This window comes from Polaromonas sp. A23 (genome assembly GCF_002001015.1).
In the GTDB taxonomy this organism is placed as follows: Bacteria; Pseudomonadota; Gammaproteobacteria; order Burkholderiales; family Burkholderiaceae_C; genus Polaromonas.
The window spans coordinates 131637-154858 of sequence record NZ_MUNO01000050.1 but is presented as its reverse complement, the minus strand read 5'-3'; the positions used below and the strand labels follow the sequence as shown (position 1 = coordinate 154858).

The window sequence follows — 23222 nt, the reverse complement described above, 5'->3', positions numbered from 1 at the left end:
CCGCATGGATACTAGTTTCCGGAAAATCAAAGTCGTATTTGTACCCCCGTTTGTACCCCCGCAATGCCCCGGAGACCCGTAGTCGGGAGTCAATTTTTGCGTATTGCTTCGAGATGCCTTATCAAGTCGGACGCTACCAGTTTGCTTCCAAATGTTGACAAGTGGTTGTCGTCACCGAAGAGTATTTGGGTGTCTTTAGAGATCATACAAACGCCGCCAGGGCACAAAACATCTTGGGGTGAGTAAAAGAAAACATCAGGGTTGCGTCGGCGCAGCAGTTCAACAAATTTAAGATATTCCGTATTGTCTTTGAGGTCTGCGGCTGTGGCCCCCTTGCAGAAGCTTGGGTAATCCCGCGCCCACTCACGCACTTTGATGGCTGGGTGGTAGCACTTCTCCGCAGATTCTTTGAAGGTCGGACCATCAACGATAAAAACCACCTGCTTGCTGGCGCGTTTTAGACCATCAATAGTGCGCTGAAACCCTCTTAGGAATTCGTCGCTTCTTTCTGACCCCGATGAGTCTACAAAACCGAAGTAGCCTCCGATAATCGCGAACTTGACGGAGGGTGTATTTTTCGCCAGATTGACTGCTGCCTCAACAGGCTCCGTGCAGCCGTCCGTTGATTCCATTCCCAGGCTTGCCTGACATGCCCCTGCACCTACGATAACGGCCTTCGAATAGACGGGGTGCTGGCTGGTCGTAAATCCGTAAAAGAGGTGGCCGGCGTGACTGTCTCCGATAAGTGCTACGGTGGGTTCGGGGGTGGTTGCACAAAAAAATGTCACTTTTCCCGAGGCGACCAAATTACCGCAAGAGGTGACCCCCGGCCCTTCAAGCTTCCATGACCGGTTGGGCTGCTCGTTCGGGGAGTTCAAGTACCTTGAGGGAACGCCATTCGCCTTGAATATTCCATAACCAATCCCCCCCAAAACAAGCATCAATAAGGTCAATGCCAAAAGGGTCGGTTTTTGTCGGGTCCCGTGCCGGACTGGCTTCTCAACAAAGTGATAAGTCAGCATCGCAAGAATGAATGACGCCACTATCGCGACAATTCGAACCCAGATAGGAGGTGTGCCCTCAGCAAGAACGCGGGCAAACGTCAATAAAGGCCAGTGGAAGAGGTAGATCGGGAAACTTATCAAACCAATCCAAACCAGAAGCGGGTTTGCAAGCACCCACCGGTTCACAACCGCCTTGGGTCCCGCTGCGATTATCAAGACGCAACCAACTACCGGAAGCAGCGCCCACTTTCCAGGGAAAAGGTCTTTCTCGGTGATGTAGTAAACGCCTGTACAAACAAGGGCAACGCCCACAAGTGACTGAAGATGACTCAGTACAACGGGCAATGAAACTGGTAACACCAAGCTCCATTTCTCGCGTAACAGGCCCCTGACGGTCTCAAATCGGGCTAATAGGGGATGCTTTTGATACAGACAAAAGTAGGCCAACCCCGCGCCAGCGATCAGTTCCCAAAAACGCGTCTGCGGCGAATAAAACGCCGCTGTAAGGTCATTCGTTACCTGCTTGGTATTCAAGTAGAAGGAAATCACCGCAAGCGAAACAATGACAATTTGTGCATTGAACCTGCACTTCCAGAGCCCCCAAAGCAGCAACGGCCACACGATATAGAACTGTTCTTCGATTCCAAGAGACCAAAGGTGCAGCAAAAACTTGGTATTGGATGCGTTGTCAAAATAGCCCTTTTCGTCCCAGAGCAGGTAGTTGGATATAAACCCCGCCCCGCCAGCGACATGCTTGCCAAGTTGCTGATACTCATTGGCAAAAAGAGAAAACCACCCTACCCCAAGACATAACGCCATAGTAAGAATGAGCGCGGGAAAAATGCGCCTTATCCGCCGGCCAAAAAAATCCGTGAAGCTGAAACGCCTTTGTTCCAGATCCTCAAAAATCACCGTGGATATCAGAAAACCTGAGATGACAAAAAAGATGTCAACGCCGATGAAGCCGCCTGCAACCATTGAAGGGAAGGCGTGAAAGGCGACGACGAGCGAAACAGCGATGGCCCGAAGCCCGTCTATGTCCGGACGGTATTTCGGATGGGATGCTCCAACTTTGTTCTGAAAGAGGTAACGAGGCTTCCACGTCGTCAGAAAAGAAAAGGTCACTGAAATCGTCCCGGCCAAACGTTTTGTTGGTTAAATCCCGCCGAGAATCAGTTCCCTGCGAGCCGAGTTCGATTCTAGTTGTCAGGGTACAACTACTCTCAACCAGCCAGACCCAGTGCTCCTTCATGGTCTGATTAGCGCTTCGCTGGCCTGCGATAGCGTCCACCAATGGGGACCAGTGCAGACGTTGCTCCATACTGCGACGTTATTCGCTGGCATTTGCGACAAGCAAACCGACCGGCGCGCAGATAGCGGTAGCAACTTGCCAAGCGTGACGCTGGGAAGCGGGGGAACATTTACCCCCAAAAGGCCGCGCAGGCTGCGCAGTTCCCCCGGATGTTCCCCCTGTTCCCCCTGCCTGTCAACATACACCCTTGTACGTTCTTAGAGGACAGAGGGTTGATTTACCAATGAAAAAGGCCTCTAAGAATCGCTCCTTAAAGGCCTTTAGATTGTCTCTTGGTCGGTGTGAAAGGATTCGAACCTTCGACCCCTTGCACCCCATGCAAGTGCGCTACCAGGCTGCGCCACACACCGTCGAGCTTCGAATTATAGCTTGCCCGCCGGAGGCCTCTCAGTAGGTCGAGCTCAGCAAATCCCGAATTTCAAACAATTCACGGCGCAGCAGCTGCAAGCGCAGCTGAGCAGAACTTCCTTCAGCCGCCGGCGTTACCGTCGCGTCAGATCCGCTGTCCTCAAAATCCACAGAATCCCCAAAGTCATCAAGAATGGAGTCGCCGCCTTCCAGCACGTCAACGCCTTCAAGCATGACCTCACCGTTGCGCCGCTTGTCGCGCTCGGACTGCACAATTTCCTGCAGTTTGTTGCGCGCACCGCTGATCGTGAACCCCTGGTCATACAGCAAATCCCGGATCCGCCGGATCATCAAAACTTCGTGGTGCTGGTAATAACGGCGGTTGCCACGCCTCTTCATCGGGCGCAGCTGCGTGAACTCTTGCTCCCAATAACGGAGCACATGAGGTTTGACACCACACAAATCGCCGACTTCACCGATGGTGAAATAACGCTTGGCGGGGATGGGGGGGAGAGTTTTCTCCAATTAAATCAATACGCTATGAAGTGAAGCTGCAAATTTACTCTAAGTCTAAACTGAGTGCAAATAGTTACAAACGCTAAAAAGCAGATGTGTTGTTTAGGCACAAGCACGGTTTCCGCCCATTTGGTCGGAAAAAACCGGGAATGCGAAACCCCAGCCTCAAGCACAGGGCCACCAAGCAGGTTAGGACTTGCTTCCCTTAGCCTGAAGAACCCTGCCCAGACGGGCAAAGCCGATGCGAATTCCGGGAAAATTTGCCAAAAATTCGCATGAATATGCGAAGTGCCCTATCCCCCTATCGGCTCCCAACGCTGAATTTTGGCCAGGCCCGCCATGGACGGTGCCAGCTGGAATACAGGCTGCCCCGGGAAGACGTTCTTTCGGATATCTGCAAGCAATTCCTGGGCGCCGCCAAAAGGGGTAAAAACGTCGACCAGCCAGATTTGCTCACCAGATTTCCAGTCGGCAGGCGTCAAATGGTGCGGTGCAGTGCGATAACGAGTGGCCGCATCTTCCGACAGCCTAGCCCAGGATACATAGGCCAACGGAGCTTCGTCGCGCAGATAAAGTTTGGCCTGCTCCAGCATCAGAGCAGGCATAACGCGCCACTCCAATTCGCTAAGCAAGGTATGCCTTGTCCCACTCTGCTGCATCATGAGCCAGGTGATGGCTCCCAGCAGCGGGACTTTTTTGAGCATGGCTTTGGCTTGCTCCTGGGCCAATGCGGTAAAAGCTTGCAATTCGCCAGCAGTGAAAGCTGCGCCGCTTTCGGCAGTCGGGTTGACTCATGAACGAGGCGAGCTTTTCCTTAATCGTTTTGGTCACTTTCCCTTATTTCACGGGCGCGAGCAGCTATCAATTTAAGAGCGGCAATATCTCTTTTCGTCCTTACAAACTCAATTTGGCGAGTTGTCTTTGTGATTTTTTGCCACTGGCCCTTATTCCACGGGTGCCAGCAGCTATCAATTTGAGAGCCGCTTCTCCATTAGCGAAGCCGCGTACCTCGGGTAGTAGTACTTATTAGCGCGGTGTTCCCCTATCACTAAGCGTCGGCAACCGTCTGTTGCTCGCCCTCAGCCCCCATCTCATAATGCCGCGAAGAGGGGGTGCCACATGAATAAAAAATATGCATTTGCTGTCTGCCTGGCCTTGTTCCTGGCTGCACCTGCCAATGCCCAAGAGGGAGCCGCCACCGCGCGCGTCGAAAAGGCGTTTCTGGAAGCGGGCGAACTGGCAGGCCGGCGCGACTACTCAGGCGCAAAAAAAATTCTGGAGAAGGCGCTGGTTGATGCGCGCGCAGCGGGCGCTGGTCGCAACGCACAAATGGCGCGGCTGCTTCACTGGTTGTCCGAGAACCACCACATTGACTCCCCGGACCGCCGGAGCAGTGCGCTAGTAGCGTTAAAACAAATCGAAGAAGCAATTGCCATCCGCCGCGAACTCTTTGGCGCGAAGGACTTGAGCTTGGCCGGCTCGCTGCGTCATAAAGGAACTCTCGAGGGTTGGCCGCTCGGCAACTTTGAACTCAGCGCAACCAGCCTCACAGAGGCCATCGATATCTATAAGCTTCATGGAGACGCCCAGCGAAACGAAGTCTTTGCAACGCTAGTCACGCTGGCTGCCGCGCAAAGCAATCGCGGCGACCAAGCGGGCAAGCAGCAAACAAACCGAGAAGCGCTGCGCGTCGCTCAGCAGTTGGGCGAAACCAAGGATCCGCTCCGGTTGCGCACGGTCGCGCACTTGCACCGAAACATCGGTGAGCTCGATGAAGCAGTCGCCTTTTCTCTAAAGGCACTGGAAGTGGCGCGCACGGCCACTCCTCCGGATTACCGGCTGGTAGCCGATCTTCTGTGGGATATCGGCGAAACATACGCACAGTTCGGGCTCGATGCAAAGGTAGCGGACTATTGGAAGCAGTCGCTGAAGCTGCGGGAGCAACTCACGAGCGCAGAACCCATGGATGTCCAGTGGATGCTTCTTGCAGGTGTTCTCGTGAGCAATCTCTACCAATACGACGAGGCTCTCTCGTGGTATGAAAAGGCCCGTTTGGCCCGGATCGCCGTGCAAGGGCCGACGGGGCTTGCGGTTGCTGAGGTACTTCAGGCCGAGGGCTTCGTTCAGCTGAGATTGAAGAATTACACAGAAGCCGAGCGAAAGTACCTCGAAGCGTTGAATATTCGCAACTCGCAGACCCAGTCCAGCATGGCGTTGGACAGGGCCTTACTCATCTCCCACACCTCCCTGGCCCAGCTCTACCAACAGCAGCTCAATCAATCTCCAAAAGCTGCGCTGCATTACAACACCGCTGAAGGTCTGGTGCAGGCACTGGCCCGGGATGTACACGAACTGACTGCGTGGAACGACAGCCGCATCTATTTCTTCGAAGCAGGCGGCCAGCAAGACCAAGCGCTGCTACAGCGATTCAAGTTTTACGCGGCTCAGCCGGATTACTCACACGCCGCAACCAACTTGGGGTACTCGTTTTCTCATTGGAAGGAGAGCGGGAAACGGTCCCCACGCACATTCATTGCGCGCCTGTTCTACAAGCAGGGGATCCAACTCGAGGAGGTGCGGCGGAAGCAAATCAAGAATCCAAGCTCACAAATCCTTCGTGAATACGACGAGCGTTTGAAGATCACTTATGACGGCTTGGCTGATTTACTCATTGCCAGTGGCCGTATCGTGGAGGCAGAGCGCGTACTGATGCTGCTGCGCAACTCTTCCGATACAAGTCAAAGACGAGAACCGTCAGACGCACTCTCGTTTACGGTGGACGAGGAGGAACTTCAGCAGCAGATGCTCCGACTTGCTACCTACTACAGGGAAGAAGTGGGCCGACTGCAGCGCTCTCTGCCGCAGGGTGAGTCGCTGCGGGGAGAAGCATTGAAGTCGGTTCAAAAGCGGTACGCTGAAATCGACCGGTACCTGATGGGCCAGTTACTTCCGATCGTTGATCGTTGGCGGGAAGACGATTACCAGTTATACGCCAGTCCGCTAGATACATCTAAAGGTATGGGCCTAGTCGTGCGGCCACCGAATACGTCAACACTTCCCAGAGTTGACCAGATCGGAGTGATCCCAAACCCGGCGGACATTCGCAAGGCATTGGATCTGCTCGCGCAAACACGGCAGACCAAGTCGTGGGGTGACCCGCTAAGTAGCAACGAGTTGACAGCGGCGAAGTTCCTGCTAGGTGCGTACGACCAACGATGGCAGAACATCGCACGATATTGGGCAAACAACCAGATCCTCCCTAGCCTTCGGAACCAGATGACGGATGCCGAGAAGCATCTTGTGGAAAAGCTAAGAATTCGCGTTGTCGTCGAGAATCAACCGTCAGCCTACGCCAACATTTCAGAAAGCGAGATCGTGGTCACCACCGGCCTAGTCAGAGCCCTTTACGACTTTATGTCGGCGCTACACTGGATTCGCGAATACGAAGACCTTGCTAAACATATGTTCGCTTGGCCAATGCTCGCGCTGGAAAGGACACGAGATCGGGCCACACGTGCGGACACAAGTTTGTTCTTCGAGTTCCTGGACTATGCGAGGGCAACACAACGACCCGTTCGAGCGAAGTACATTAGCGTGGCAAACGACATCAGTGAAGTTCACCAGGCTTTTGCCTTTATCGTCGGCCACGAGATTTGTCACTTCGTCTTGAGGCACCGTCCCTTTGGAGAAGTAAAAGCCGAGGTCGCCCGAGCAAATGAAGCACTTGCTGATCAGTGTGCCAAGGACCGCCTGAAGGCCGCCGGATATGACACGGAGTATGCGACAGTCGGCTTTCAGGTACTGATGATGAACGGATTCAGCCCTCAAGGAGAGTTCATCTTCCATAAGACCCATCCGCACACCCTGTGTAGAGTCGCGCCATATCTCGATCAGCTCTTCGCGCTGCAGTCAACCACTTCAACGGCGGTCGATCAAGCATTGGCCGCCGTCGCTGGATTGAAGGGAGCCGCCGAGCTGGAAGATGGCATGAAAGAGTTAGGAAGATTTGTCTCCTCGGCAGGTAAGGAGAGTTGCGAGAATCGCGTGCCAAAGTTTGAACCCAGTCCGCGAACCATGAAGCTCTTGGAAGCTTTCGCAAAGACGCTCAGCGCCAAATAAGGTGACCTTGAGCACGCAATATTCAAACTGAATTTATGGAGAAGACGTATATGAGACTGTTCGGAAAGCTATTTACGGACCTCAACGCGCTAGGGGGCACAAGGGTCTTGCTGGTAGTCGGTTTCATGCTGTATGTCTGTGCGAGCGCGCAAGCTCAACAACCCGCGCCCCTTTCCGTGCCCATGACGAACGGGTGCGGCTCCGGATGGAACAGCTATCTGGTTCCGGACAGGATCAAACCATTGGCATGCGAATTCAAGGCTTCCTGCGACCGCCATGACATCTGCTATGGCGTATGCGTAAATGCGGTGCTGTCGGACAAGCCGCAGTGCGAATACTTGCGCTGCGAAAAAGGTGGAGATTTGTACAGGCAGAACGAGTGCGATGGCACAAAGTTCAATGCACTTCGCATCGCAGCCAAAGCTCGACGTGAAATTTGTGATGGAGGTTTTTTGACCGACCTGGTTAACTTCAACAAGAACCGGCCCCAGTGCCGAGTTTTTGCATGGCTTTACCCTTCGGTCGTGAGGGTGCTCGGCGCATCAGCCTTTATCGGAATCGATGGTTCGGTGGCTGCGAACTTCTCGGAAGCGGAGAAGCAAGCGTACGCGGACGCCATCAATGCGATGCTGTCGCAGTGGTCGGACGAGAGACTTGTCCGTTTTGAAGAACAACTGAAGACCGGCGCTATCCGGGTGGACTTCACGAAGAAAATCGCTTTCGACCCCGCGCGGGGGCTCTTCAATCCATAGTGAATCCGCCCGTCGCTCTGCCTACTCTGAGGATTGCGTCCATGTGAAATAGTCAGCCAAGCTGTCTCAGAAAACACGCCTCGGCGGATTTCTCTTGGTCATTTTGGCTATTGGCCCTTATTGCACGGGCGCGAGCAGCTATCAATTTTAGAGCAAATTATGGTATTGAAGCGACAGAAGACAACTCGTAAATACTGACTAGCGCAAATATTGACTTATCGATAGTCAGTTACTTAAGCGATAAAGACCTCGCTTTTTAGCCCGAAGGTGCCAGCGCATCTGTTTGGCAGCTCCCTGTCGGGTTAGGATGCTTGCAAGAATAACGGGGAGCAATCATGACGCGCATCCGTCGACTGGAAATCCGAAATTTCCGATCTATACAGTTGCTCGACTGGACACCGTCCAACGGCGTGAACTGTCTTATTGGCCCGGGAGACAGCGGCAAGTCCACCATCCTCGATGCGATCGATTTATGTCTTGGCGCTAGGAGGAGCGCACCTTTCGGCGACACGGACTTCTTCGGCTTGGACGTCAGCCAGACCATTGTGATTGCGGTCACGCTCGGCGCACTACCTGACGCGCTGAAGAACATCGACACCTACGGAGAGTTCCTTCGCGGATTTAACTTCGGTACCGGGCAGATTGAAGACGAGCCGCGCGCGGGCCTGGAAACGGCTCTGACGCTGAAGCTCGAGGTCAAGAGCGACCTAGAGCCCAGTTGGTTGCTCTATTCCGACCGCGCAGCCCATCAGCAACTGGAGCGGTCTTTGGCATGGAAGGATCGCAGTCTCCTGGCACCAGCCAGAATCGGCACCTACGCAAACACGAACCTTTCCTGGGCTAGGGGCTCTGTGTTGAATCGGCTCACTGAAGAACGTGCGAACCTTGGCTTGGAGCTCGCAGGCGCGGGACGCGCCGCCCGGGCCGCCTTTGGTGCGCAGGCTGGTCCTCAACTCGCCCAAACGTTGCAAGTGGTCACCCAGACAGCTACCGGCTTAGGCGTGGCCGTCGGTGCAAGCGCTCAGGCGCTACTTGATGCTCACTCAGTGTCGATTGGCGATGGTGCTATCGCACTTCACAGCGCAACGGGCATTCCTCTGCGGTCGCTGGGCACCGGCTCGGGACGACTTCTTGTCGCGGGGTTGCAAAGGGCCGCAGCGGCGGCAGCCACGGTCGCCCTAGTAGACGAGGTCGAATACGGACTTGAGCCACACCGGCTCATGCGATTGCTCGACTCACTCGGTGCTAAGGACGAGGCCGAGCCACTGCAGGTCTTTATGACAACCCATTCGCCGGTGGCGCTTAGGGAACTCGCCGGTAACCAGCTTTTTGTCTTGCGCCAGGGTTTGGGCTCGCACACGGCGACATGCGCTGGTGCGGATGACGGCATCCAGGGCACGCTGCGCAAGGCGGCTGAAGCCTTCCTGTCCAAGTCGGTGATCGTCTGCGAAGGTGCTAGCGAAGTCGGATTCGCTCGCGGGATGGACCAATGGTGGGTTCACTGTGGCGCGACGTCATTCCTGGCAAACGGAGGCTCATACGTGGACTCGGGCGGGGGGAGCCCCGATCAATGCTTTACGCGAGGGGAGGTGTTCCTCAAGTTGGGCTATCGCGTCCTCGTCTTCGTTGACGCGGACAAGCCAGTTGCAACCGTTGGACTTGTGGAGAGATTCGTTGCGGCCGGCGGCCAGTACCTAACTTGGAGACCCGGCTTAGCGCTTGAGGATGAGTTATTCATCCATTCAAGCAATGACGCAGTGCATGCGCTGCTCAATAAGGCCGACGAGATGGTGGGCCGCGAACTCATGGCTGAGCACGTCATGTCGAAGTCGCATGGGCAAGTCACCTTGGATGCCATAGAAGCCGAACGACTCAATGGCGGCTACACACCCGCGAGCCGAGCATTGCTGGGACTTGCCGCTCGCAACAACAAGAACGGCTGGTTCAAGTCAGTGAGCAGTTTCCAGGAAATCGCCAAGGATATCGTCGGCCCTCACATAGCAGGTGCCGAACCGGGCTTCGTCGAAATTATGAATGTGCTGTGGAGGTGGACGAGTGCCGCCACCTGAAATCGACATCTTTCAGGCACGCCTAGGCTCCGTTACCGCCCCAGCCGGCTGCGGCAAGACCCAGATCATCGCTGATGCGATCAGCCAGCACATAGACGCTAAGCCAGTCTTGGTGCTGACGCACACCAACGCTGGAGTCACGGCTCTACGCGCCAGGCTTCAGCGCGGCAGCGTCCCCAGTTCGGCATATAGGGTGTCCACCATCGACGGTTTCGCGATGCGGCTTGCGACCAAGTTTCCGCTTCGCGCAGGCCTTAATGCGCGTGTACTTGAGTTGGCCAACCCGAACACCGACTACCCAGCGATTCGAGGCGCCGTGCAACAGCTCCTACAGGCAGGTCACATTGTTGACCCCATTGCCTCAACTTACTCGCGCTTGCTGGTGGATGAGTATCAGGACTGCAATACTGCGCAGCACGCTATCGTCTGCTCCATTGCTCAGACACTCCCTACTTGCATTCTTGGTGACCCGATGCAGGCGATATTTGGCTTCCGGGACCCCTTGGTTCACTGGGAGAACCAAGCGCAGGTAGCATTCCCGCCCATCGGAGCGCTACAAACTCCCTGGCGATGGCGCCTCGTCGGCATGGAAGCACTAGGCGTTTGGCTACTTCAGGTTCGCGCATTATTGCAAGCCGGCCAACCGGTAGACCTTCGTGGAGCGCCTGGGGGCGTCGAATGGGTTCAACTAGCCCAAGGCATGGAACTGCAGCAGCGACTGGCCGCCGCCCGGACAGCAGCGCCAAACCGAGACGGCCGCGTTCTTATCATTGGCGACTCCATCAATGTCAATGCACGGAATCAACTCACGATGCAGACGCCGGGCGCCACGTCTGTCGAGGCGGTAGATCTAAAAGACCTGGTGAACTTCGCCCGCCAGTTCGATGTAGCGAGTCCCGACGCGCTGCGACAACTTGCAGAGTTCGCCACCTCACTGATGACAGGTGTGGGAACTGCCAACTTACTCGCACGGGTCGAAACGATACAGCGCGGCAGAGCCCGCACGCCCGCGACACCTGCAGAAGCCGCAGCCGTGACGTTCGTAGCGGCGCCCAGTCACACGACCTCGGTTAACCTGCTCCAGTCGCTGGCAGACCAACACGGTGCGCGCGTCTACCGACCCGAAGTGCTGCACTGCTGTATCTCGGCGCTGAGAGCAACAGGGGGCGAAGGCGGATTCATCGGCGCAGCGATGCAAGCCCGCGAGCGAAACCGCCATCTGGGGCGGCCGCTGGGCCGGCGCGCCGTCGGAAGCACCCTTCTTCTGAAAGGACTGGAGGCTGACGTCGTGGTCATTCTTGAACCCGAACGCATGACTGCGCAGCATCTCTACGTGGCTCTCACAAGAGGCGCAAGGCGTGTCGTGGTTTGCTCGTCGACGCCTTTGCTAACCCCAGTCGCGGGTCGTTAGCAATGTTGCCAACCATTGATAACTGCATATTGTCGATACCAAGAAAATCTGCGAATTTCTTTGAAAGCCGTTCTAAAGGTGCGCACTACCTGCGGTAGACCTCTCCAACACATGGCGCGTCATAGCCTGCGCCAACTCCTGCTCACCCAGAAGGATCGCCCCAACGTTTTCGCTTTCGAGTAGTTTGGCTTCTGCCTCGTTGTGAGTGCGCACCACAATTTCTATGGCGGAGTTGAGGGGGCGCGCGGTGTTGACCATCTGCCGCACGTTGAGGGTGTCGGATGTGGCAATGACGCTGAAGGGAAGATGATCCAGGGCTTCTAGCCGATGATCACTATAGAAATACAAGTCAGGCATCCCGCGAAGCGGGTTATCGCCTTCGCGAACTTGGCTCGCAGTCTGTGCTGACCATGTGAAGCACTGCTTGACGCGGTAAGCGCGCCTTCGCCACACGCGAGAACTTATTGAGCTTCCCGCCTTACCGTGGCCCTACTGCTGCGGATCGCATCGATGAGAATGGCGGCATTCTTGTCAGCGGGGGTTTTTGCCTTGTACGCGTCGAGGTATTCCAGCGCCCGGGTTTTGTCGCCAAGGCTCAGGTGCACCAAGCCCAAGGAATAGCCCGCATCAACCACGCCTGCCGCCAGCGCTTTTTCAAGATAGGGAAGGCTTGCAGCAGGCTTTGCAGCACCGGCGAGAAAGACACCATACGCGTAGTTGCTGCGCGGGTGATCTGGCATGAGGACCAGCAGCCGCTGAAAGAGTGCATCGGCCTTTTCAGCAGCACCGGCGATCTGGAGGTTGTGGCCCATGCTGTTGACCGTGGCCGCGCGAAACAGGATCTCGGGGTGAGCACCAGCATCCTGTGTCAGCATGCCCAACATGCCAGCCAGCAGAGTGGCGTCTCGGGTGGCGCGCTGCTTGTCCTGGTCGGAGTCGAAGGATGGCGGGTAGTTTTTGGCGTGCGTCCCCAAGTCATCGAGCATGGTGTCGAGATACTGCAGGTCAATGCCATGGCGCTTGCCCGTCGGGGTTTCGGTGACGGTGAGAATTCGGCGCGCGTCGTAGTTGCCGTACGCCTTGGCCCACACCGAGGATGCTGCACAAACTGTCGCGATAAGCACCATGAAGAAAAACCGCATGATGAAGTCCTCCCTTGAATTTTTCGCCATGTTAGGCGATCTTCATGGCCTACCGGGACTTAAATTGCCGCTGCTACTAACAAGGGGTTATCGCGCAGCTTCGGGATAGAACCAAAGAACAAAAAACCCGCCGAAGCGGGTTTGAAGAAGTATCTGCGTGCAATCTAAAAAACTGTCGCTGAGCGCAACCGATGCGGTGAAGAAAAATACACCAGCTTCATTTTTTGACTTCCGGTGCGCGAATATCTGGGTAGCCGTTGGCGCGTAGAAACTCCAGCACACGCGAATGCCACACTTCCGGAGCCTTGCTGAACAAACCGTGTCCATCGTCACCGAGAGGTGGGTACAGTGTGTATTCGCCTATGCCACCAGCCGCCTTAAAGGCATCAAACCACTCCTTGGGAAGCTTGGGGCCGGAGTACATGTCGTTCTGGGTGTAGATCCAGAGACTGGGCGTGCGCGCTGTTTTCCCATAGTTGGCGAACATGCGTTCAAGCAGCGGCGCAGCGCAAGGGTCTTGCGGCTTGGTCTTCGGGTTGCCGCCACCGCCACCGGCAAAGTTGATGGTGGCTTGTACCCCGGGCGGGTTTTGAGCGGCTACCGTGATGGCGGTAGCGCCGCCAAAAGACTGGCCCACGATGACCGCTCGGTCTTTGGACGCGTCAGGGCGCTGGCGCATGGTGTCAAGAACCTTCAATGTCTGTTCAGCTGCGGCCGCATAACCAGGCGGGTAATTTTTTCGGTTGCACTCGCCTGTGTATTCAACATCTTCACCACCGCTTTCACCATAACCAACGCGGGTGGGCACGGCCACCATAAAGCCAAGGCGGGTGAACCATCTTGAGTTGACTGAGTATCTGGCGCGCCCCATGGCGGCCCGGCCTGCGGCCTCGCCATCTCTGCCGTGCCCCAACACCAGCAGGGGATAGGGCTTGGGTGCAGCGTCGTCATAAAAGAGCGTGACGACGATGTCCTGCGCCACCTCTTTGCCATAGTTGTCGGCCACCTTGACGGGTACCTTGATGACTTCTTCTATTAACTTGGCATGCGCGAAAGTGGTCCATAAACCTCCAACAACAAGCGTTGCCTGAAAGAATGATTTCAAACGAGTGGGCAGGTGCAAAAAGCAGGGAGAGAACATTTAATTGATTCTTCTGGAAATTCTGGCTTGCGCCGTCTGGCTATGGAACACCGGGTTGCTTCAACTCAAAACTCATCCTTGCAGTAGCTACCACAAGGCTGCCTCATCAGTCGTATTTATAGCCAAACAGTCGACTCAACGGCACAGCAATTGCCAATCCGATAAAAACAAACAGTGAGGTAAGCAACAACCATCCAACGCAAAGAAGACCAAATCTTTCCGACAAAAAGTATGTCAGCATGTCAGTCCTCTTCCAAGGACGCGGCTCCATGGTCGCGAGAATCAATATCGCCCCCCCCGAACACCAAAAACACTTTCAAAAAATAACTAAAGCCTAAAGGCTCCTGCTTGTAAATTCCTGCTTTCAGCGTTCGGATTGCACATATTGCGGCGGTAACAATCCAAATTGGCGCACTTGCCCACAAACAGCTCAACGCAAATCTAGCCCATGGCGGATCTGTCGCTTTCGACGACATGCTATTAATCATCGGAATCCACTCAGTGGCTACGCGTACCAGCTCCTTCGCCCAAAGCCAATTCGCTGCGCTGGAAGGTAAACAGGCCAGCGGCAACATAAGAAGAAACCAAGGCAGCATCCACGCCACTTGACCTGGCTTTCGCAACGCGTATTCATTCGCTGATTGAAGAATGGTCATAGCGGTGATTTTGGATGAAACCACTTTGCCTCCAACGTATAAAAAAACCCGCCGAAGCGGGTTTTTTTTACGAAGTTAATGCTTGCGCATTAACCCATGTGCAAACCACCATTGAGCGAGAAGTCGGCGCCGGTGGCATAGCCACCTTCGTCGGATGCGATCCACGAAATGATGGAGGCGATTTCTTCCGGGGTGCCCAGGCGTTTGGCTGGCACGCCGGCAACGATTTTCTCAAGCACGTCGGGGCGGATGGCCTTGACCATGTCGGTGCCGATGTAGCCGGGGCTCACGGTGTTGACTGTGACGCCTTTGCTGGCCACTTCTTGCGCCAGCGCCATGGTGAAGCCGTGCAGGCCGGCCTTGGCGGTGGAGTAGTTGACCTGGCCGAACTGGCCCTTCTGGCCATTGACGGAAGAGATGTTGATGATGCGCCCGTAGCCGCCTTCGATCATGCCTTCGATCACCTGCTTGGTGACGTTGAACATGCTGTCGAGGTTGGTGGAGATGACGGCGTCCCAGTCGGCCTTGCTCATCTTGCGGAACTGGCCGTCGCGCGTGATGCCGGCGTTGTTGACCAGCACACTCACTGGGCCATGCTCGGCCTTGACTTTGTCAAACGCGGCGACGGTGGAGTCCCAGTCGCCGACGTTGCCGACGGAGGTGTAGAAGGTGTAGCCGAGTGCTTTTTGCTCGTCGATCCACTTGGTGAAGTCACGCGTGGGGCCGCAACCTGCGACCACGGTGAAACCGTCTTTATGCAGGCGCTGGCAGATGGCGGTACCAATGCCACCCATGCCGCCGGTTACGTAAGCTACTCGTTTTGCCATGTCTTGCTCCTTGAATTATTGGTTCTGAAAGTCGTTGAAAAGAAGCTTCGGTGACCTTGCCGATGTTTGCAATTTGCTATCAAATAAATAGCTGGTTACGCGCATTCTGCAAGGGCCACAAGCTCTTTTTACCTCAAATTTATCGTTCCAGCGTCAGGGCAACCCCCATGCCGCCGCCAATACACAGGCTGGCGATACCCTTTTTGGCATCGCGGCGAACCATCTCGTGAATCAGTGTGACGAGAATGCGGCAACCTGATGCACCAATTGGGTGACCGATGGCGATGGCGCCGCCGTTGACGTTGACCTTGCTGGTGTCCCAGCCCATCTCTTTGTTGACGGCGCAGGCTTGTGCGGCAAAGGCTTCGTTGATTTCCAGCAGGTCCAGGTCTTGCGCTTTCCAGCCGGCGCGCTGCAGTGCCTTGGTGGATGCAGGCACGGGGCCCATGCCCATGAAGGCGGGGTCCAGCCCGCTGGTGGCGTAGCTGGCAATGCGGGCCAGGGGTTTGAGGCCCAGTGAGGCGGCCTTCTTGGCAGTCATGACCATGACGGCAGCAGCGCCGTCGTTGATGCCTGAGGCGTTGCCAGCGGTGACGCCGCCAGCTTTGTCAAACGCAGGGCGCAGGCCAGCCAGGCCTTCGGCGCTGGTTTTGCGGTTGATGAATTCGTCCGCGGCAAAAACGATGGGGTCGCCTTTTTTCTGGGCGATGGAGAACGGAACAATCTCGTCCTTGAACTTGCCGGCATCTTGCGCAGCCATGGCCTTGGTCTGGCTGGCCAGGGCCAGCGCGTCCTGCTGCTCGCGGGTGACGCCGTATTTCTTGGCGACGTTTTCTGCGGTGATGCCCATGTGGTACTGGTTGTAGACGTCCCACAGGCCGTCAACGATCATGGAGTCGATCATCTTCCAGTCGCCCATGCGCTGGCCATCACGTGAACCGTTAAGCACGTGCGGCGCGGCGCTCATGTTTTCTTGTCCGCCGGCAATCACAATCTCGCTGTCGCCTGTGGCCACAGCCTGCGCTGCCAGCATGACGGCTTTCAGGCCGGAGCCGCAAACGGCGTTGATCGTCAGGCCGGGAATGCCGTGCGGGAAACCGGCTTTCACCACCGTTTGCCGCGCGGGGTTCTGCCCCACGCCGGCTGCCAGCACCTGGCCCATGATGACTTCACCAACCAGGTCAGGCGACAGGCCGGAGCGCTCAGCGACGGCCTTGATGATGGCCGCGCCCAGTTCAGTAGCGGGTGTCTTGGCGAGGGTTCCGCCGAACTTGCCGACAGCGGTGCGCGCGGCTGAAACGATAACGATGTCTTCCATAAGTTTCTCTCCAGTAAAACCTCAGCTGCCTGTCATTGCGGGCTTGACCCGCAATCCATGTCGATGCGCTGCTTCATCGCGGCATGGATCCCGGGTCAAGCCCGGGATGACAACGTTTTCCATTCAGGCCCTGGCCTTGACGTAGCGGCCGGGTGCAGGCTCGATGGCCTTGTACTTGCGGCTGCCATAAGTTTTGGGTGCGGCGATCTGCTTACCGGCATGACTTTCAAGCCAGTTCGACCAGTCGGTCCACCAGCTACCGGGGTGCTCGGTTGCGCCTTTGAGCCAGTCGCCCTGGCTGGCGGGAAACTTGCCCTGCGGCAGTTTGTCGTTGGTCCAGTAGCTACGTTTTTTCTTGGCGGGTGGGTTGATGACGCCGGCAATGTGGCCGGAGGCACCCATGACAAAACGCTTCTTGCCCGGCAGCACCTGGGTAGAGGCGTAGGCACCGCCGACGGGAACGATATGGTCTTCGCGGGAACCATAAATGTAGGTCGGCATGTCCAGTTTGCCCAGATCGACCTTCTGACCGCACACCGTCAGCTTGCCTGGTTTGGCCAGGTTGTTCTCGAAGTAGGTGTTGCGCAGGTACCAGGCGTAAAACGGCCCGGGTAGGTTGGTGGAGTCGCTATTCCAGTAAAGCAGGTCAAAAGGCGGTGGTGTTTCACCCTTGAGGTAGTTGCCAACAACGTAGTTCCACACCAGATCGTTCGGGCGCAGAAAGCTGAAGGTCGATGCCAGGTCTTGCCCCTTGAGCAGGCCGCCATTGCCCATCTGCATTTCACGGAACTTGACTGATTGTTCGTCGATGAAGATGTCAAGGATGCCGGTGTCGCTGAAGTCAAGCAGCGAGGTCAGGAAGGTGGCGCTGGCCACTGGCTTTTCGCCACGCGCAGCGAGAACAGCCAGTGCGGTGGCAAGAATGGTTCCGCCTACACAGAAGCCCAAAGCGTTGATGGTTTTGGCGCCGGTGATTTCCTGCACCACATTGATGGCCTTGATGGCGGCCTGCTCGATGTAGTCATCCCAGGTTTTGCCGGACATGGACTCGTCGGGGTTGCGCCAGCTCACAACAAAGGTACGGTGGCCCTGGGCCACGGCGTAGCGGATCAGTGAGTTCTCGGGCTGCAGGTCAAGAATGTAGAACTTGTTGATGCAGGGCGGCACCAGCAGGAAAGGCCGCTCGTGCACTTTGGCGGTGAGCGGCTTGTATTCGAGCAGCTGGAAAAATTCGTTTTCAAAAACCACCGCGCCTTCGGTGGTGGCAACGTTTTTGCCGACTTCGAAAATGCTCTCGTCCGTCATCGACACATGGCCCTGCTTCATGTCGTGCAGCAGGTTGGTCAGGCCCTGGGCAATGCTTTCGCCCTGGGTTTCGATGGCTTTTTTCTGTGCTTCAGCATTGAGCGCCAGGAAGTTGCTGGGCGCTGTGGCAGCAAGTGCCTGCTCGACAGCGAAGCGCACACGGGCTTTGGTTTTTTCGTCGCCCTCCACCGCTTCGGCCAGGCCCATCAGGGTGCGGGCGTTGAGCAGGTAGGCGGAAGCGGCAAACTGGGCCACCGGGTTGCTGCGCCAGGCCTCGTCGGCAAACCGGCGGTCAGATGGCACGCTAACAGCGGTGCCGGATTGGAGACCGCTGTTCCAGAGGGTGGCGATGTCTTTCAGGTAGGACTGCTGGATTTCGATCAGCTTGGCGGGGTCAAGCTGCAGGGGTGGCGCGGCGGCTGGAATGGCCGGCATGGCCAGCTGGGGAAAGCCCGGTGCGGCGCCAAGGCCGGCGCCAGCCATGGCGCCCATCATTTGTTGGAGGCCCTGTGCAAAGGTCTCTTGCATCTGTTGGGCTGCTTGGGCCAGGTTTGCGTCAGAATTCATGCTTGTCTTCCCGGGTATCAGCAGGCTCTTGTTGTTCGGTCTGTATCGAGCTTTTATACCCGCAGAAGGTCTTGCTTAGTATCGTGGAAAACCACATCCAACTCGTGACGCGCCGCAAAGTTTTATGTATTTGATTGTCATTGCCTGGATGTACGTGGTGCTCATGATGAGTGTTGCTGAAGCCACCCATCCCACGGGCACGCTGCTGGGTGCAATGATTACCTTTGTACTCTATGGCGTGGGGCCCCTGGCATTGGTGGTTTACCTGATGCGCGCGCCCGCCCGGCGGAAGGCCATCAAGGCGCGCGAAGCGGCAGAGGCAGCCGAAGCAGCTGAGGCCACCACACTTTCCCCAAGCCTGTTCGAACGGGAATCACTCTCGCCAGATGCAGGCCGCCATGCGGCCGGTGGTGTGGAACCCATTGCCGGAGACACCGGCGTCGCGCCTGTGCGAAAAAAACCTTGAGGCATTGCCCGCCGTGCACCATGGTGCGCTGCTGTCGTTGCCATAAATTTGCGTGACACCCATCGCCTGAAGTCGCAAGCGGGCCAGACCGGCCAGGTCAGCGAGGAACTTGCCTGAAGCCAGGGGCCTGAAGCAATCAGCAGCCTCCGGGTGGTCATCGGTGAACGTAGCCCTGACTTCTGCACCCACTTCGAATGCAGAAGGCCCGATGCATGGGCCCAGCCATGCTATTGTATTGATAGCTGCTTGTGCCCGCTCCATAAGGGCTATAGCCCTAAAAGACTCATAAGTCTCTTCGAGAATGCCCCTGCCCTGCTTTCCGGCCAGCCCGCGCCACCCTGCGTGGGCTGCGGCCACGGCAGCGCCGTCGGCTGTACTGAACAGCACGGGCAGGCAGTCGGCAACCATGATGGTGCATGCGACCCCGTGCTGCGTGGTGGAGGCGGCATCGGCTGGTTGTCCATGCGCGGTTTCAACGCCAATATTCAGCACAGCGGTGCCGTGTACCTGTTGCAGGAAAACCGGGGCCGCCCCCATGGACTGGCCTAGCAGGGCACGATTGGCGTCCACCCGTTGGGGCACGTCGCCAACGTGGTCACCCAGGTTCATGCTGTCATACGGCACTGCTGACGTACCGCCCGCGCGCGTGGTGAAGACCGCGCGCACACCAGCTGGTGCAGGCCAGTCGGGAATCAGCCAGTCCGGGTGCAAAGTCTTCCTTATGCTTCGTTGTCCGGGCAGGCTGAGGGCTGAGCCTTCTGGACGGCAGGCAGTGCCATGCAGGCGTCGAATGCCGCCATGGTTCGGGGCAGCCCCTCAAAATTCACGTCGAAACGCTTGGCATTGAAGATTTGCGGAACCAGGCAGCAGTCAGCCAGGGTGGGTGTATCGCCGTAGCAGTAAGTGGATGGCGGCAGCTGGTTCAGTTGCCGCTCGAAAGCTTCCAGCCCTTCGCGGCACCAATGACGGTACCAGGTGCCTTTGGCTTCTTCGTCGAGTTTGAGCTCCCGCACCAGGTACTTGAGCACGCGCAGGTTGTTCAGCGGGTGGATTTCGCAGGCAATCGACTGCGCCAACGCGCGCACCTTGGCGCGGCCCATGGCATCAGTCGGCAGCAATGCTGGTGCGGGGTGTTTTTCGTCCAGGTATTCAATGATGGCCATGGATTGCGACAGCTTTTGGCCATCGACTTCCAGCATGGGCACCAGGGTGTCGGCCGAGAGCGCAGCATAAGGTGCTTTTTTGTGATCACCCTTGGCAATATGGACGGGAATGTACTCGTAGCTCAGGCCTTTTAGTTCCAGTGCGATACGCACGCGAAAAGAGGCTGAAGATCGGAAATAGTTGTGGAGTTTCATGAGTTAAAGCATAAACCAACGGCCCTCACGGTTGAGCACTGGGGTGACCTCTCTATTGCGGGGTACGCAATCGCCTGCGCGACTGCCAAGCAGGCTGACCGGACCTACCATTGTCTTTTGCCTTACAGCCACTTTCCCGGAGACCCCCATGAGCGCCATCACTTCCCTGACCAACCACCAGGTTCGCCTGGCCAGCCGCCCTGTCGGACTGCCCACCCGCGACAACTGGAGCTTTACCACCGAGCCGGTGGCCGAACCCGGCCCAGGCGGCGTTCTCGTCAAAACCCTGAGCCTCTCACTTGATCCGGCCATGCGCGGCTGGATGAACGAAGGCAAAAGTTATATTCCGCCGGTGGAAATCGGCGCCGTCATGCGCGCCGGCGGCGTCGGCAAGGTGATTGCCTCCAACAACGCCGCGTTTGCCGTGGGCGACTACGTCAACGCCGGGCTGGACGTGCAGGAATACTGCCTGATCCCCGAGGCGAACATCAAGCGCAGCGGCATGTTCAAGATTGACCCGCGCATGGGCCTCACCTCCTGGCTCAACGTGTTGGGCATGCCCGGCATGACCGGCTACTTCGGCCTGATGGACGTGGGCCAGCCCAAAGCCGGCGAAACCGTGGTGGTCTCGGGCGCGGCCGGCGCCGTCGGCCAGACGGTCGGCCAGATCGCCAAACTCAAAGGCTGCCGCGTGGTCGGCATTGCCGGCGGCAAGGCCAAGTGTGACTGGGTCGTCAAGGAGCTGGGTTTCGACGCCTGCATCGACTACAAGGCCGGCGATGTCAAAGCCGGCCTGAAAGAGCACTGCCCCAAGGGCGTGGACATTTACTTCGACAACGTGGGCGGCGACATTCTCGACGCTGTGCTGACGCGCATCACGCGCGGCGCCCGCATCATCATCTGCGGTGCCATCAGCCAGTACAACAACACCACTCCGGTCAAGGGCCCCGCCAACTACCTGTCGCTGCTGGTCAACCGTGCGCGCATGGAAGGCATCGTGGTGTTCGACTACGCCGACCGCTACCCCGTGGCGATTGCCGAAATGGCCGGCTACCTCAAAGACGGCAAGATGAAGAGCAAGGAAGATGTAGTGGAAGGGCTGGAGAATTTCCCGGAAACCCTGCTCAAGCTCTTCAACGGCGAGAACTTCGGCAAGCTGGTTTTGCAGGTGGCGAAAGACTAGACCTCAACCCAGAGCCCAGCGCGCAATGGCCACCGTGGCAGCGCCGGCCACGGCAGCTGCCAGGTCGTTGCGCACCAGTTTCATGACCGCACCCACCGCCAGCAGGGCCAGCAACTCGGGCAACTTGCCCGAGGTGGCCGCCGGCGTCACGATGCCAACCATGACCGACAGCGGGATGGCCTTGAGCGCGGACTCAACCCGCGGCGTGATGCGCACATAACCCATGAGCAGGAAGCCGCTGATGCGGCAGGCGAACGAGGCGAGCGCCATGCCGACCAGCGCCAGCAGGAAAGCGCTTTCAACGGCCATGGCGCCACGCTCCCATCAGGCCACCCGCAAGGCCTGCCCCCACGATGTACCAGGCGCCCGGCAGCAGCCGGTGCAACAGCAGCGCCACCAGGCCTGCGGCGATGGCGGGCCACCAATCAGACTTGCCACGCCACAGCACCATGCCGATGGCCGCTGCAAATGCGACCAGCATGAAGTCCAGCCCGAATGCAGCGGGGTTGGGCACACTGCCGGCCAGCAGGTGCCCGACCAGCGTGCCACCCACCCAGGGCACAAACATCGCCACGCCGGAGCCCAACACATACCCGGCGTCACGGTAGCCGGTTTCGTATTCGCGCATGGCCATGGCCCAGCTGCCGTCGCCCAGGAAAAACAGCGAGCCCCAGCTCTGGTGGCGCGGCAGGCCGGCCAGCCACGGCTGGATGGCCGCGCCGTAAAGCACATAGCGCGCATTCATGACCAGGATGGTGACGATGACCGGCGTGATCACGGCCGTTGCCGTCCAACCCTGCAGCGCCGCCAGCTGCGCACTGCCTGAATAAACCACGGCGCTCATCAGCATGGCCTGCAACCAGGACATGCCGCGTTCGCTGGCCAGCACGCCGAACACCATGGCGTAAAGAATCACCCCGGGCGCGAGCACCTGGGCAGCAAAAAAACCGCGGCGCACGCCGGCGGCCGTGAAGCTCACCGCGTTGGTTGTCAACGCCCCACCACCAGGCGAATGGCGGGCAACACGCGCTCGGTTTCGGCGCGGCGTTCCAGCGCCATGCGCATGTTCATCTGGGCCACTTCGACGTGTTCGGTGGCCAGCGCCTGCGCGCGTGCGCCCTCGCCTGCCTTGAGCGCGGCGAACAGCATGTGGTGCTGGCGGTGGGCGTACAGCATCCAGTCGCGATCCAGGGTCACCGTGCCCTGCATAGGCAGCATGGCGGACGCGGGCGCAAATGGCAGCTTGTCATTAAGCGTCACGGCGCGCTGCAAGGCCCGGTTGCCGCAGGCCTCCAGCACCACCGCATGAAAACGGTCGTTCATGGCTGCGTAGGCTGCATAGCTTTCGTAGGTGAGCGGGTTGGCTGCAAGAACGCTGTCACCTTCATCGAGGCAAGCCTGCAGGTCTGCCTGCAGCTGGCGCGACACGCCGTGTTCAGCCACCAGGCGCGCGGCCATGCCTTCCAGATGACCGCGCACGGCAATCGCATCGGCAACTTCGCGCGGCGTGAATTGGCGCACCAGGAATTTGCCGGTTTCGTTGGCTTCGACCAGCCCTTCCTGCTCCAGCGTGACCAGCGCGGCCCGCACGGGCGTGCGGGAAGCACCCAGACGCTCAGCCAGTTGCTGCTCGGCCAGGCGCTGGCCGGGCTCAAATTCGCCACGCAGGATCAGGTCCCGCAGCTGGATCAACACCGTCTCTTGCAAGCTCATGAACAGAACTGTACA

21 protein-coding genes and 1 tRNA gene are annotated in these 23222 nt (G+C 57.6%); 6 read left to right on the top strand and 16 right to left on the bottom strand.

What is annotated here, in order from left to right:
* Positions 1 to 89: 89 nt before the first annotated feature.
* The 4 genes from B0B52_RS21890 to B0B52_RS21875 all read right to left on the bottom strand — a co-directional run bounded on the left by B0B52_RS21890 (position 90) and on the right by B0B52_RS21875 (position 3926).
* Positions 90 to 2129 carry an acyltransferase family protein gene (locus tag B0B52_RS21890; protein WP_168173610.1) on the bottom strand — a complete coding sequence of 680 codons (2040 nt, stop codon included), beginning with the start codon at positions 2127 to 2129 and terminating at the stop codon, positions 90 to 92.
* A 460-nt stretch (positions 2130 to 2589) separates the two neighbouring features.
* Positions 2590 to 2666: transfer RNA gene (locus B0B52_RS21885), tRNA-Pro, on the bottom strand.
* A gap of 37 nt (positions 2667 to 2703) precedes the next feature.
* A complete protein-coding gene (locus tag B0B52_RS21880) occupies positions 2704 to 3189 on the bottom strand; it encodes a MerR family transcriptional regulator (protein WP_077595791.1) in 486 nt (161 codons plus the stop codon).
* A gap of 284 nt (positions 3190 to 3473) precedes the next feature.
* Complete coding sequence (locus B0B52_RS21875) at positions 3474 to 3926, bottom strand: toxin-activating lysine-acyltransferase (protein ID WP_254425808.1); 453 nt, start codon at positions 3924 to 3926, stop codon at positions 3474 to 3476.
* Between the two features lie 373 nt (positions 3927 to 4299).
* On the opposite strand from B0B52_RS21875, the gene B0B52_RS21870 reads away from it, so the two are divergent.
* The 4 genes from B0B52_RS21870 (at position 4300) to B0B52_RS21855 (ending at position 11531) form a co-directional block, all read left to right on the top strand.
* Positions 4300 to 7299, top strand: coding sequence for a tetratricopeptide repeat protein (locus B0B52_RS21870; RefSeq protein WP_077595790.1), 3000 nt, complete (start codon positions 4300 to 4302; stop codon positions 7297 to 7299).
* A 50-nt stretch (positions 7300 to 7349) separates the two neighbouring features.
* Positions 7350 to 8051: a hypothetical protein gene (locus B0B52_RS21865; RefSeq protein ID WP_139352063.1), complete on the top strand. Its 702-nt coding sequence runs from the start codon at positions 7350 to 7352 to the stop codon at positions 8049 to 8051.
* 335 nt (positions 8052 to 8386) lie between these two features.
* Complete coding sequence (locus B0B52_RS21860; RefSeq protein ID WP_077595788.1) at positions 8387 to 10120, top strand: ATP-dependent endonuclease; 1734 nt, start codon at positions 8387 to 8389, stop codon at positions 10118 to 10120.
* Positions 10107 to 11531 (top strand): UvrD-helicase domain-containing protein, encoded by a 1425-nt coding sequence (locus B0B52_RS21855; RefSeq protein ID WP_077595787.1) that lies wholly within the window; start codon positions 10107 to 10109, stop codon positions 11529 to 11531. The genes B0B52_RS21860 and B0B52_RS21855 overlap by 14 nt, the downstream gene beginning before the upstream one ends.
* A gap of 72 nt (positions 11532 to 11603) precedes the next feature.
* Here B0B52_RS21855 and B0B52_RS21850 read toward each other — a convergent pair whose 3' ends face one another.
* The 7 genes from B0B52_RS21850 to phaC form a co-directional block, all read right to left on the bottom strand.
* Positions 11604 to 11879, bottom strand: a complete 276-nt coding sequence (locus B0B52_RS21850) for a hypothetical protein (protein WP_371327419.1) — start codon at positions 11877 to 11879, stop codon at positions 11604 to 11606.
* 113 nt (positions 11880 to 11992) lie between these two features.
* Positions 11993 to 12673 carry a hypothetical protein gene (locus B0B52_RS21845; RefSeq protein ID WP_077595811.1) on the bottom strand — a complete coding sequence of 227 codons (681 nt, stop codon included), beginning with the start codon at positions 12671 to 12673 and terminating at the stop codon, positions 11993 to 11995.
* Positions 12674 to 12890: 217 nt separating this feature from the next.
* Positions 12891 to 13778 (bottom strand): dienelactone hydrolase family protein, encoded by an 888-nt coding sequence (locus B0B52_RS21840; protein ID WP_254425807.1) that lies wholly within the window; start codon positions 13776 to 13778, stop codon positions 12891 to 12893.
* Positions 13779 to 14056: 278 nt separating this feature from the next.
* On the bottom strand, positions 14057 to 14470 hold the full coding sequence (locus B0B52_RS21835) for a hypothetical protein (protein WP_077595785.1): 414 nt from the start codon (positions 14468 to 14470) through the stop codon (positions 14057 to 14059).
* 89 nt (positions 14471 to 14559) lie between these two features.
* The gene (gene phbB / locus B0B52_RS21830) at positions 14560 to 15297 is read right to left on the bottom strand and encodes an acetoacetyl-CoA reductase (protein WP_077595784.1); all 738 of its coding nucleotides are present in this window, start codon (positions 15295 to 15297) and stop codon (positions 14560 to 14562) included.
* Between the two features lie 139 nt (positions 15298 to 15436).
* The gene (locus B0B52_RS21825) at positions 15437 to 16615 is read right to left on the bottom strand and encodes an acetyl-CoA C-acetyltransferase (protein WP_077595783.1); all 1179 of its coding nucleotides are present in this window, start codon (positions 16613 to 16615) and stop codon (positions 15437 to 15439) included.
* Positions 16616 to 16738: 123 nt separating this feature from the next.
* On the bottom strand, positions 16739 to 18487 hold the full coding sequence (gene phaC, locus B0B52_RS21820; protein ID WP_077595782.1) for a class I poly(R)-hydroxyalkanoic acid synthase: 1749 nt from the start codon (positions 18485 to 18487) through the stop codon (positions 16739 to 16741).
* Positions 18488 to 18611: 124 nt separating this feature from the next.
* Between phaC and B0B52_RS21815 the strand changes: the two genes are divergently transcribed.
* Positions 18612 to 18953, top strand: coding sequence for a hypothetical protein (locus B0B52_RS21815; RefSeq protein ID WP_077595781.1), 342 nt, complete (start codon positions 18612 to 18614; stop codon positions 18951 to 18953).
* On the opposite strand, the gene pgeF is transcribed toward B0B52_RS21815, so the two are convergent.
* Complete coding sequence (gene pgeF, locus B0B52_RS21810; RefSeq protein WP_139352062.1) at positions 18861 to 19664, bottom strand: peptidoglycan editing factor PgeF; 804 nt, start codon at positions 19662 to 19664, stop codon at positions 18861 to 18863. The genes B0B52_RS21815 and pgeF overlap by 93 nt on opposite strands.
* Positions 19665 to 19672: 8 nt before the next feature.
* Positions 19673 to 20311, bottom strand: coding sequence for a maleylacetoacetate isomerase (gene maiA / locus B0B52_RS21805; protein WP_077595780.1), 639 nt, complete (start codon positions 20309 to 20311; stop codon positions 19673 to 19675).
* 148 nt (positions 20312 to 20459) lie between these two features.
* Between maiA and B0B52_RS21800 the strand changes: the two genes are divergently transcribed.
* A complete protein-coding gene (locus B0B52_RS21800; protein WP_077595779.1) occupies positions 20460 to 21494 on the top strand; it encodes an NADP-dependent oxidoreductase in 1035 nt (344 codons plus the stop codon).
* 3 nt (positions 21495 to 21497) lie between these two features.
* Here B0B52_RS21800 and B0B52_RS21795 read toward each other — a convergent pair whose 3' ends face one another.
* The 3 genes from B0B52_RS21795 to B0B52_RS21785 are packed head-to-tail and all read right to left on the bottom strand — an operon-like array spanning position 21498 to position 23207.
* Positions 21498 to 21803, bottom strand: a complete 306-nt coding sequence (locus tag B0B52_RS21795; protein ID WP_077595778.1) for an AzlD family protein — start codon at positions 21801 to 21803, stop codon at positions 21498 to 21500.
* Positions 21793 to 22488, bottom strand: coding sequence for an AzlC family ABC transporter permease (locus tag B0B52_RS21790; protein WP_077595777.1), 696 nt, complete (start codon positions 22486 to 22488; stop codon positions 21793 to 21795). The genes B0B52_RS21795 and B0B52_RS21790 overlap by 11 nt, the downstream gene beginning before the upstream one ends.
* Entirely contained in the window at positions 22485 to 23207 is a 723-nt protein-coding gene (locus B0B52_RS21785; protein ID WP_077595776.1) for a GntR family transcriptional regulator, read from the bottom strand. The genes B0B52_RS21790 and B0B52_RS21785 overlap by 4 nt, the downstream gene beginning before the upstream one ends.
* Positions 23208 to 23222: the final 15 nt, after the last annotated feature.